The sequence below is a fragment of the Pseudomonas sp. genome, from assembly GCF_040514055.1.
Taxonomy (GTDB): Bacteria; Pseudomonadota; Gammaproteobacteria; order Pseudomonadales; family Pseudomonadaceae; genus Aquipseudomonas.
Window position 1 is genome coordinate 53117 of sequence record NZ_JBEVDL010000006.1, and the last position, 10454, is coordinate 63570.

The following is a 10454-nucleotide window of genomic DNA, read 5'->3' on the forward strand; positions in this document are numbered from 1 at the left end:
CCCGGCTGCTACCGGGGGTGACAGCGCCGTGTTCAGCCGCTACGCGCGGTGGTCGAGGCGGACGAAAGGACTCAGGTCAGGCCAGCGGCCAGGGCGTAGCTGCGCGCCTGTGGCACCAGCCAGTCGCGAAACGCCTGCAGCGCCGCCGACTCGACCTTGCGCTGGGGAATCACCAGGTAGTACGCCTTGTCGCTCAGGTAAGCGCGGTCCAGGGCGACCACCAAGCGGCCTTCGCTCAACTCGCGTTCGATTAAAAAGGGTGGGATCAGTGCCACCCCCATCTGGTGCATCGCCGCCTGGGCCAGCATGGAAAACAGCTCGTAGCGGGGGCCGCTCATGTCCCGCGGCACCGTCAGGTTCTGGGCGTTGAACCACTGGCGCCAGGCATAGGGGCGGGTGGTCTGTTGCAGCAGCGGCAGCTGGGCCAGGGCTTCGGCGCTGAGCGAGGACTGGCCGCCGAGCAGGGCGGGGCTGCAGACCGGCAGCGGGTTCTCGCGCATCAACGCGTGGGTTTCGGTGCCAGGCCAGTCGGCGTCGCCGAAATAGACCGCGGCGTCGAACTCGGTTTCGGCGAAGAGAAACGGTCGGGTGCGATTGGTCAGGTTGACCGTGACCTCCGGGTGCAGGGCCTGGAAGTCTTTCAGGCGGGGTAACAGCCACTGGGTGCCGAAGGTCGGCACCACCGCCAGTTCCAGGCGGCCGGCGCCGTGCTGGCCCATGACCGACAGGGTGTCCTGTTCCACGGCATCGAGCTGCAAGGCGACGCGCCGGCTGTAGGACAAGCCAGCTTCGGTCAGCTTGACCCCACGCCGTGAACGGCGAAACAGCGCGATGCCGAGAAATTCTTCCAGACCGGCGATCTGCCGGCAAATGGCGCTCTGGGTCAGGGCCAGTTCCTGGGCGGCGCGGGTAAAACTTTCATGGCGCGCCGCGGCTTCGAAGGCCAGCAGGGCCGCGGTGCTGGGGATTTTACGGCGCATGGTCGAGTACTCAGGTTGCACAGAAGAGTGGGTATATTTGCCGTTCTGGCGAAGACGGAGTGATGAAAACGCACAATAGCATGCGGAAATCTCGTTTGCGTCGGGGGCATGGGGCTGGCTAGGATGGCTTCAGTGCAAGGGCTGTAGCGCCACCCGGGCGTGCCGACGCCCAACGTTTAAATGCCTGTCGGGCACCCGGCCGGCGCAGCGCCTACAGTCTTAACCCTATCTCACCGAGGAATTCGTCATGGCCGGCAAGGCAAGCTTCAACTGGGAAGACCCGCTGTTGCTCGATCAGCAGTTGACCGAAGAAGAGCGCATGATCCGCGACAGCGCCCAGCAGTTCTCCGCCGACAAGCTGGCGCCACGGGTGCTGGAAGCGTTCCGCCATGAACGTACCGACCCGGCAATCTTCCGCGAGATGGGTGAAGTCGGCCTGCTGGGCGCGACCATTCCCGAAGTCTATGGCGGCAGCGGCCTGAACTACGTGAGTTACGGCTTGATCGCCCGTGAAGTGGAGCGTATCGACTCCGGCTACCGCTCGATGATGAGCGTGCAGTCCTCCCTGGTGATGGTGCCGATCAATGCCTTCGGCAACGAGGCGACCAAGCAGAAATACCTGCCCAAGTTGGCCAGCGGCGAGTGGATCGGCTGCTTCGGCCTGACCGAACCCGACCACGGTTCCGACCCGGGCTCGATGATCACCCGGGCCAAGAAGGTCGAGGGTGGCTATCGCATCAGTGGCGCGAAAATGTGGATCACCAACAGCCCGATCGCCGATGTGTTCGTGGTCTGGGGCAAGGACGATGCCGGCGAGATTCGCGGTTTCGTCCTGGAGAAAGGCTGGCAGGGCCTGAGTACACCGGCCATCCATGGCAAGGTCGGGCTGCGCGCCTCGATCACCGGCGAGATCGTCATGGACAACGTGTTCGTTCCTGAAGAAAACGCCTTCCCCGACGTACGTGGCCTGAAGGGCCCGTTCACCTGCCTCAACTCGGCCCGTTACGGCATCAGCTGGGGTGCCTTGGGCGCCGCAGAAGCCTGCTGGCACACCGCGCGGCAATACACCCTGGACCGCAAGCAGTTCGGTCGCCCCTTGGCGGCCAACCAGTTGATCCAGAAAAAACTGGCCGACATGCAGACCGAGATCACCCTGGCCTTGCAGGGTTGCCTGCGCCTGGGCCGCATGAAGGACGAAGGCACCGCAGCGGTGGAAATCACCCCGATCATGAAGCGCAACAGCTGCGGCAAGGCCCTGGACATCGCACGTATGGCTCGCGACATGCTGGGTGGCAATGGCATCAGCGACGAGTTCGGCGTGGCGCGCCACCTGGTCAACCTCGAGGTGGTCAACACCTACGAAGGTACCCATGACGTGCATGCGCTGATTCTGGGGCGGGCACAGACCGGTATTCAGGCGTTCTTCTAACAAGCAGCGACCAGCGGCAAGCCGCCAGCTGCGTAGGATGGGTTGAGCGCAGCGATACCCATCAGTCCGCCCGATGGGTGATGCCGCTTCGCGGCTCACCCATCCTACGTTCGTTCCGAGGCTCTACCATGTCCGGCGCTCTGTCCCATCTGCGTGTGCTCGATCTTTCCCGTGTGCTGGCCGGCCCCTGGGCCGGGCAGATTCTTGCCGACCTGGGGGCCGAGGTGATCAAGGTCGAGCGCCCCGGTGCCGGCGACGACACCCGCGCCTGGGGCCCGCCGTTTCTGCGTGACGCCCAGGGCGACAATACCAGCGAAGCGGCCTATTACCTGTCGGCCAACCGCAATAAACAGTCGGTCACCCTGGACTTTACCCAGGCCGAGGGCCAGCGCCTGGTGCGTGAACTGGCGGCGCGCTCGGATATCCTGATCGAGAATTTCAAGGTCGGCGGCCTGGCGGCCTACGGCCTGGACTACGCCTCGCTCAAGGCGATCAACCCGCGCCTGATCTACTGCTCGATCACCGGTTTCGGCCAAAGCGGACCCTACGCCAAGCGCGCCGGTTATGACTTTATGATCCAGGGTCTGGGCGGGCTGATGAGCCTGACGGGCAAACCCGATGGCGAAGCCGGTGCCGGGCCGGTCAAGGTCGGGGTGGCGCTGACCGATATCCTCACCGGGCTCTATTCGACGGTGGCGATACTGGCGGCGCTGGCCCACCGCGATCAGGGCGGCAGCGGTCAGCATATCGACATGGCCTTGCTCGACGTGCAGGTGGCCTGCCTGGCCAACCAGGCGATGAACTACCTGACCACCGGCCAGGCGCCGCGCCGGCTGGGCAACGCCCACCCGAATATCGTGCCCTACCAGGATTTTCCCACCGCCGATGGCGACTTTATCCTCACCGTGGGCAACGACGGTCAGTTCCGCAAGTTCTGCGAAGTGGCCGGTCACGCGGAATGGGCGGACGATCCGCGTTTTGCCAGCAATGCCCAACGGGTGGCGCACCGCGCTGAACTGATCCCGCTGATTCGCCAGGCCACGGTGTTTCGCACCACGGTCGAGTGGGTACTGCTGCTGGAGCAGGCGGGTGTTCCCTGTGGACCGATCAACGACCTGGCCGCGGTGTTCGCTGATCCCCAGGTGTTGGCGCGTGGCCTGCGGGTGGAGATGCCGCACCCCCTGGGTGGCAGCGTGCCTCAGGTGGCCAGCCCGATCCGGTTGTCCGAGACGCCGGTGCAGTACCGTCAGCCGCCGCCCTTGCTGGGTGAGCATACGGCAGAGGTACTGCAGCGGGTGCTGGGGTTGAGCGCCGCCGAGCTGGAGTCCTTGGCAGCCAGTAAAGTGATCTAGCAGTCTTTGCTGCTCGCGCTTACCGGGGCCGTGCAAAGGGTGGTAGCGTGCGGCCTTGTCCATGGAAGAGAGGCCGGCTGTGCGTACGATATTTTGCTCCCTGGTGTTATTGGCAGGCGGCCTGGCAGGCTGTGGCACGGTTCCTACGCCTGAGGATAATGAGCTTGCCCAGCAGGTGACCGAGCAGATGCTTGCTGCCCCCGCTGTTGCCAACGCCCTGAGCAACGATTTGTTCAGCAGCCGACAACAGCTGTTGGCAACGCTGGACCCGCTTGAGTCAGGTGCTTACTGCGCGTCGGTTGAGCAGGTGGTGGAGAACAAGAGCCTGCAACTGGCCTTGCTGTTCGACCGCATTCCGTTCGCGCAGAAGCTCCAGCAACGTTTTGCCCAGGCGGCCGCGCGGGAACTGGGCGCTCGGCGTCTCGCCGCCTTGCAGGCGAGTAACACCCTGGCGCATTTCCAGCCTATGGCCGATCCGCAGCAAGGAGGGGGCGGCGACCTGGATAAAGACAAGGTCGCGCTCTGGCAGTTGCTGATGACGACAGTCGACGGCGTTGCCGAGGAGGCTAACCGCAGTCTGCGCGCAGAGGCAAACAAGGTGCTCGAACCGACCAAAGCACAGGCACTGGCTGGCTTGGATCATTGTATCCAGCAGGAAGAGCAGCGACTTGCCGATCCCGCAGCACCCGAGCAAGCCCCGCCGCCGCCGCTGACCGCCAGCGACCACTTGCAGCGCCATCTCGCTGGACAAGGTGAAATGCCCGCCGTCGCGGAAGGCAGCAACTGCCGTATGGCAGTACGCTTCCAGGCTGCCGGTAACATCGACGCCCTGACGCTCTTGCGCTGCAGCGACCCGCTGCTGGCGCAGAGCACCGCGCAGGCGCTGCGTCGCGCCGCCCCTGTGCCTCTGGCCGAGCTGGGGTTGCAGGCGGACACTTGGGTGTTTTTGCGCTTCCTGAGCGAGTAAGCTGACGCTCAAACGCCCTGGTGGCGTGCGATCAGCTGCTGCAGGCAGGCGAAACCGCTGTCGACACAGAGCGCCAGCAGGGCAATCAACAAGGCCCCTTGCAGCACATAAGCGTTATTGCCATTGACCAGCCCGGCGATCACCGGCGCGCCCAGGGTGCTGGCGCCCATGGTGGAACCGATGGCCGCGGTGGCGATGGTCAGGGTGACTGTGGTGCGGATACCCGCCAACAGCACCGGGGCGGCCAGCGGCAGCTCGACCTGCAACAACCGCCTGATCGGCCCCATACCCATGCCTCGCGCCGCCTCGAGGGTGTCGGCCGGCACGCCCTGCAGGCCGACCAGGCTGTTGCGCAGCACGGGCAAGAGTCCGTAGAACACCAGCGCGGCCAAGGTTGGCCAGTTGCCAAAGCCCAGCAGCGGTACCGCCAGCGCCAGCACCGCCACCGGCGGGAACGTCTGGCCGATGGTCGCCAGCTGATTGGCAAGGGGCAGGAAATCCCGACCCCTGGCACGGGTGACGGCAATGCCGGCGGCGAGGCCCAGGCCAACCGACAGCAGCGATGCCCCGCCCGCCAGCAGCAAGTGGTCGAGCAGCAACTGCGCCAGGCTTTCGCGCTGGTAAATCAGTTGGGTGGTACCCGGTTGTAACTGGGCCATGAGCGGCTCCAGTGCCGGCATGCCCCACATCGTGGCGAGCAATAGCAGCAGCCAGGCAAGTGGCGGTAGCCAGAGGCGGGATGTCATGGTGATTGCAGCAGGGCATCGATCGGCAATACGCCGCGGATTTCTCCCTGGCCATCGTGAACCGCCAGGGCGTCGATGCGGTGCCAGAGCATCAGTGACAGGGCCTGGCGCAGGCTGTCCTGGGCCGCGATGGAAACGCTCGGTGGCTCGCCGAGCAGCGGCAGCATGCGTTCGGCCACCCTTTGCAGACCGGCCAGTTTCAGGCCGCGCTCGCCCTGGCCCAGCAGATTTTCGACAAAGGCGTTGGCTGGGTGCAGCAGCAGGTTGCCGGGGGTATCGTGCTGAACCACGCGCCCGCGCTCCATCACCACGATGCGATCGGCCAGCTTGAGCGCTTCGTCGATGTCATGGGTAACAAAGACGATGGTCTTTTGGATCCGCGACTGGATCCGCAGCAGTTCGTTCTGCAAGGCTTCGCGGGTCAGCGGGTCAAGGGCGCCGAAGGGTTCGTCCATCAATAGAATGTCCGGGTCGCCGGCCAGTGCCCGGGCCACGCCGACGCGTTGGGCCTGACCGCCGGACAGCTGGCTGGGGAATTTGTGGGCAAACTCGGCCGAGGGCAGACCCAGCAATTCGAGCAATTCGTGAACGCGCTCTTCGATCCGCTTTTTCGGCCATTTCAGCAGATGGGGAACCAGCCCGATATTGCGCGCCACGTTCCAATGGGCGAACAGGCCGGTATTCTGGATGGCATAGCCCATGCGCCGACGCAGCGCGATGGCGTCCAGCTGGGCGATGTCTTGGCCATCGATGCGCACGTTGCCCCGGGTGCAGGGCAGCAGTTTATTCAGCAGGCGCAGGGTGGTGGATTTGCCGCAGCCGGAGGTGCCGACCAGCACGCAGAGCTCACCCCGCTGGATCTGCAGCGAAAGCCCATCGACGGCGACAGTGTCACCCAAGCGGCAACTCACCTGGTCCAGCTCGATCATCGGTGTCGGGTTCATGGTTGGCCCCCCGGGCGAAGCTGGTAGGCCAGGCCGCTGAACAGCAGGTCGGCCAGCAGCGCCAGGGCGATTGTCGGCAGGGCACCCAGCAGTACCAGGTCCATTGCGCCCTGGCCCAGGCCTTGAAAGATAAAGGTGCCGAAGCCTTCCGCGCCGATCAGCGCCGCGACCGCCGTCAGGCCAATGGCCTGAATGGCGGTGATGCGCAGGCCCTCGAGCATCACCGGCAGGGCCAGGGGCAGGCGTATCTGGGCAAACAGCTGCAGCGCATTCATGCCCATGCCACGGGCGGCCTCAAGTACCTCGACCTCGACCGAGCGCAGGGCCAGGCTGCAGTTGCGCACTATGGGCAACAGGCTATAGGCGACCAGCGCCACCAGCGCGGGCGCCCAGCCGATACCGCGGACGCCCGACTCGCGTAACCAGGGCCATTGGGCGCTCAGGTAGCTCAGTGGGGCGAGCAGCAAGCCGAACAGGGCCAGGCTGGGCAGCGTCTGGAAAAAACTCAGTATGCCGATGGTTGCCCGCTCCAGGCCTGGCCGCCGCAGTATTGCCGCTGTCATCACTGTCCCCAGCAGCACACTGAGTCCCAGCGTTGCGCCCACCAGCATCAAGTGGCCGTGCAGGGCCTGCCAAAAGGCGGCGCTGCGGCCATTGTATTCGCGCACCAAGGCCAGGGGTTCCAAGGCGCCGTAGTGCCACAACAGGGCGCCGGTCAGCAACATGCCCACCGGTGCGAGTACCCATAGACGAGTGTTCAGGTGCCGCCGCAATTCCACCAGCATCAATGGGCAGAGCAACAGCAATGCCCACAGCCCGGTATTCAGACCAATACGGGCCTGTGGCTGGGTCGTGTGCAGCTGTTGGTGGATGACCCAGGCGAGGCTGGCTGGCCATTGGGCCAGCAGCAGACCCAGCAGTACCAGCAGCATGCCGTAGCTATAGGTGCACGGACGCCAGGCCAGCGCGGCGATTGCCGCTAGCGTGACCAGCATCGCCACCGCCCAGACGTTGCCCAGTGCCTGGAACAGTCCAAGGCCCTGTCCCGGCAGGATACGGTTGGCCTGCAGGGTGGCGAAGTCGCCCAGTAGCAATGCGCCCAAAGCCAGGCCCGCCAGGCTCAACAGCACAGGGTTACTGCGGTCAGCCCCCGGTATGCCAGGGCGCATCTAGGGCTTCAGACCGTCCAGAAAACTGGCCGCAACCTGACGCGGGTCGGCGCCATTGACGGCCACCTCAGCGTTAAGGCGCTGCAGCACCTGCAGGTCCAGGGCGGCGAAGACCGGTGCCAATAGCCCTTCAATGGCCGGATAGGCTTCCAGTACCTTGGCCCGCACCAGCGGCGCCGGTTGATAGACCGGTTGCACGCCAAGAGGGTCGGTCAGGACCTGGAGGTCCAGGGCGCTCAAGCCGCCATCAGTGCCATAAGTCATGGCGCCATTGACTCCGTTGGTCTGGAGCGCTGCGGCACGCAAGGTGGCAGCAGTGTTGCCACCCGCCAAGACCAGCAACTGGTCGGGCTTAAGGGTGAAACCATAGGCCTGCTGGAACGCGGGCAAGGCACTTGGCGATTCGATGAACTCGCTGCTGGCGGCGAACTGGAATTCGCCACCGGCCTTCAGGTAACGCGCCAGGTCCGCAAGGCTGCGTAGCTGGTGGGTGCGCGCCAAGTCGCCGCGCACGCTCATCGCCCAAGTATTATTGGCATTGGCCGGCATCAGCCAAATCAGTTGGTGAGTGGTTCTATCCAGTTCCTTGACGGTTGCATAGGCTTTAGCAGCGTCCTTCCACAATGGATCGTCGGCACGCTCGAAGAAGAATGCGCCATTACCGGTGTATTCGGGGTAAATATCGATTTCGCCAGCGATCAGGGCCTTACGCACAATGCTGGTCCCACCCAGCTGCAGACGCTCCTGGACAGGTATCCCGCCACGCTCAAGCGCCTGCGCAATCAGTTGACCCAGCACCGCGCCTTCGGTATCGATCTTGGATGACACCACCACGGGGTTAGCGGCCCAGGCAGCGCTCAGGCTCATCATTGCGCCTGCCAGCAATGGCAGAAGTAGTTTCTTGTATTGATCGCGCAGAGACATCGCTACCCCCTGTATGGTCTGGTTCCCGCCATGGTATTACTCAGTACTAGACCTTGCTGGGTGGGTCAACGTTCTATTATTTACGCAGGCGATGCAGGCTCGTTGGGTATTCACGTGGCACCGACAGCGCGGCTAGCGTGACAGCCGTATTATTGGGGGCAAATGCCGGTAAACACGGACGCCAGGGTTATCTGCCGCGCCGCACCCGGAGTAGGCGTGCGGTCACGCTTGAACGCCCGGCGGGTGATCACTTCAGCGGACAACGGAGCTGTTATCAAAGACTTTGGGGTGTTGCTCTAAGGGCTTGCAATGCAGGCCGCTACTTTAGCAATGCCCAGTGCTGATAACCGGCCAATCCCTTGCCCCTTAACCCGCGGGCGTTGTCGGCGAGGCACTCTGCCGCGCACATTGACGTTCGGTTGTCTGAAATGCTCAGAACGTTCGGATACGCCAAACACCTGCAGGTGCCCCGCATCCCTCTATAAGGCTCAGGTTCATCTACTCACTTGAATCATGAACCTTGCGCTCGACTGCGCCACCTAGACATCTAGTTGGGAAGGGCACTTGTTGCGGCAGGGGTGGCAGCACCCCTTAACGCCGCATGGGCGGGCATCTTCCCGGAGGGCGGTGGTGTTACTTGAGCCAGGATTCCACAGTGTCGGAGCCGTGTTCCTGTTTCCAGGCTTTCAGGACCTTGTGGTTGCCGCCTTTGGTTTCCACGGTCTCGCCGGTGTGCGGGTTTTTGTAGACCTTGAGTTGGCGTTCGCGGCGGCTGCCCTGGCTGGTCGGTGCTGCAGAACCGGTGCGGTAATTAGGGTCGATGATTGCCACAACATCGCGCAACGACTTGCCGTATTCAGCCATTAATGCCCGGACTTTTTCCTCAAATTCGATTTCTGCCTGCAGAGCGCCATCGTTCTTTAAGTTATCCAATGCCTTCAGTTGCTGGGCCAGGGCCAATTCAAGTGCACGAAATTCAGCGAGTTTGGACATGTTTCATTTCCCCATTAGTCGAAAGATATGGACGGTCCTTATCCCGACGGCTTCCTGCCGTCATTTCCCATGAAACGATACTGTGTATGCTTGGAGTCTATCTTAAGAGAGCAACGTAGCAAAATTCCTCTTTGTTGTTCAAACCTTTCTTTAAATTTCTTTGCTGCGTGATACCTCTTGGGTAAGGCTCCTTCTCTACCTCATACAGGCTGTCGATCAGGTGGACCGCCGAGCGGTACCAAGCGTTCCATCTGATGAATACGAAGTGTTGGCTCGCTGCGACAGTGACTGGCTCTTCGCCGGCAAGGCATAACGGTCTGCCGCTGTACCGCCGGGAAAAAATGCTTGGTTAGGCTGGGCGGGACGGTGACAGTGACGCTCGTCAGGCTCGATACCCTAAAAGCCAGATCGCGCGCGTAGCTCGCTGGCAGTTGCTACCCCGCGTCTAGGGGGGCTTTCCCTTGGTGGGTGCAGCTGTGGTCGATGCGTACCTCTATATAGAAGAGAAAGTGCGGTGCTCGGATTGAGTGTTGGTCTGTGACGGTTGCCTGCAGCGATATCTTTCGTTGAGGCGCCTGCGTGCGCCGGGGGCGCAGGCTCCTCCAAGGCAGGCTGCTGGTAACGCTGTGGCGGCCCGTGTCGAGCGGGTCTTGCGGCTTTGCCAGCTAAAATCGCCGTGGTGGAAAATAGGCCTTGACGGCAGTTCTGGCGGGCCTATAATGCGCACCTCTTCCGGCGTGAACCTCTCGGAAAACAGCTTGTAAATCAAGCAGTTAGCTTAAAAAGAGGGGTTGCTAAGCGGTGTAGATCGCGTAGAATGCGGCGGGTCGACAGGGTGGTGGTAGAGTCCGGTTGGCGAGTTGGGATATAAAGTGAAAGCGGTTGCAGGATGAGGTTGACAGCGGTTGGAAACGCTGTAGAATTCGCCTCCCGCTGACACGGAAGCCCAG

The 10454-nt window shown here is 63.0% G+C and carries 9 protein-coding genes; 3 read left to right on the top strand and 6 right to left on the bottom strand.

The annotated features are described in order from the left end of the window. Nucleotides 1–71: 71 nt before the first annotated feature. The gene (locus tag ABWY06_RS02070; RefSeq protein ID WP_353923898.1) at nt 72–980 is read right to left on the bottom strand and encodes a LysR family transcriptional regulator; all 909 of its coding nucleotides are present in this window, start codon (nt 978–980) and stop codon (nt 72–74) included. 247 nt (nt 981–1227) lie between these two features. On the opposite strand from ABWY06_RS02070, the gene ABWY06_RS02075 reads away from it, so the two are divergent. The 3 genes from ABWY06_RS02075 to ABWY06_RS02085 all read left to right on the top strand — a co-directional run bounded on the left by ABWY06_RS02075 (nt 1228) and on the right by ABWY06_RS02085 (nt 4728). Further along, a complete protein-coding gene (locus tag ABWY06_RS02075) occupies nt 1228–2409 on the top strand; it encodes an acyl-CoA dehydrogenase (RefSeq protein WP_353923899.1) in 1182 nt (393 codons plus the stop codon). A gap of 128 nt (nt 2410–2537) precedes the next feature. Next, nucleotides 2538–3761, top strand: coding sequence for a CaiB/BaiF CoA transferase family protein (locus ABWY06_RS02080; RefSeq protein ID WP_353923900.1), 1224 nt, complete (start codon nt 2538–2540; stop codon nt 3759–3761). A 187-nt stretch (nt 3762–3948) separates the two neighbouring features. After that, complete coding sequence (locus ABWY06_RS02085) at nt 3949–4728, top strand: hypothetical protein (RefSeq protein WP_353923901.1); 780 nt, start codon at nt 3949–3951, stop codon at nt 4726–4728. 8 nt (nt 4729–4736) lie between these two features. Here ABWY06_RS02085 and ABWY06_RS02090 read toward each other — a convergent pair whose 3' ends face one another. The 5 genes from ABWY06_RS02090 to ABWY06_RS02110 all read right to left on the bottom strand — a co-directional run bounded on the left by ABWY06_RS02090 (nt 4737) and on the right by ABWY06_RS02110 (nt 9504). Further along, nucleotides 4737–5387, bottom strand: a complete 651-nt coding sequence (locus ABWY06_RS02090) for an ABC transporter permease (RefSeq protein WP_502948136.1) — start codon at nt 5385–5387, stop codon at nt 4737–4739. 83 nt (nt 5388–5470) lie between these two features. Further along, nucleotides 5471–6418: an ABC transporter ATP-binding protein gene (locus ABWY06_RS02095; RefSeq protein WP_353923903.1), complete on the bottom strand. Its 948-nt coding sequence runs from the start codon at nt 6416–6418 to the stop codon at nt 5471–5473. Then, nucleotides 6415–7587: an ABC transporter permease gene (locus tag ABWY06_RS02100; protein ID WP_353923904.1), complete on the bottom strand. Its 1173-nt coding sequence runs from the start codon at nt 7585–7587 to the stop codon at nt 6415–6417. The genes ABWY06_RS02095 and ABWY06_RS02100 overlap by 4 nt, the downstream gene beginning before the upstream one ends. After that, the gene (osmF, locus tag ABWY06_RS02105) at nt 7588–8511 is read right to left on the bottom strand and encodes a glycine betaine ABC transporter substrate-binding protein OsmF (RefSeq protein WP_353923905.1); all 924 of its coding nucleotides are present in this window, start codon (nt 8509–8511) and stop codon (nt 7588–7590) included. A gap of 633 nt (nt 8512–9144) precedes the next feature. Then, nucleotides 9145–9504, bottom strand: coding sequence for a histone-like nucleoid-structuring protein, MvaT/MvaU family (locus ABWY06_RS02110; protein ID WP_353923906.1), 360 nt, complete (start codon nt 9502–9504; stop codon nt 9145–9147). Nucleotides 9505–10454: the final 950 nt, after the last annotated feature.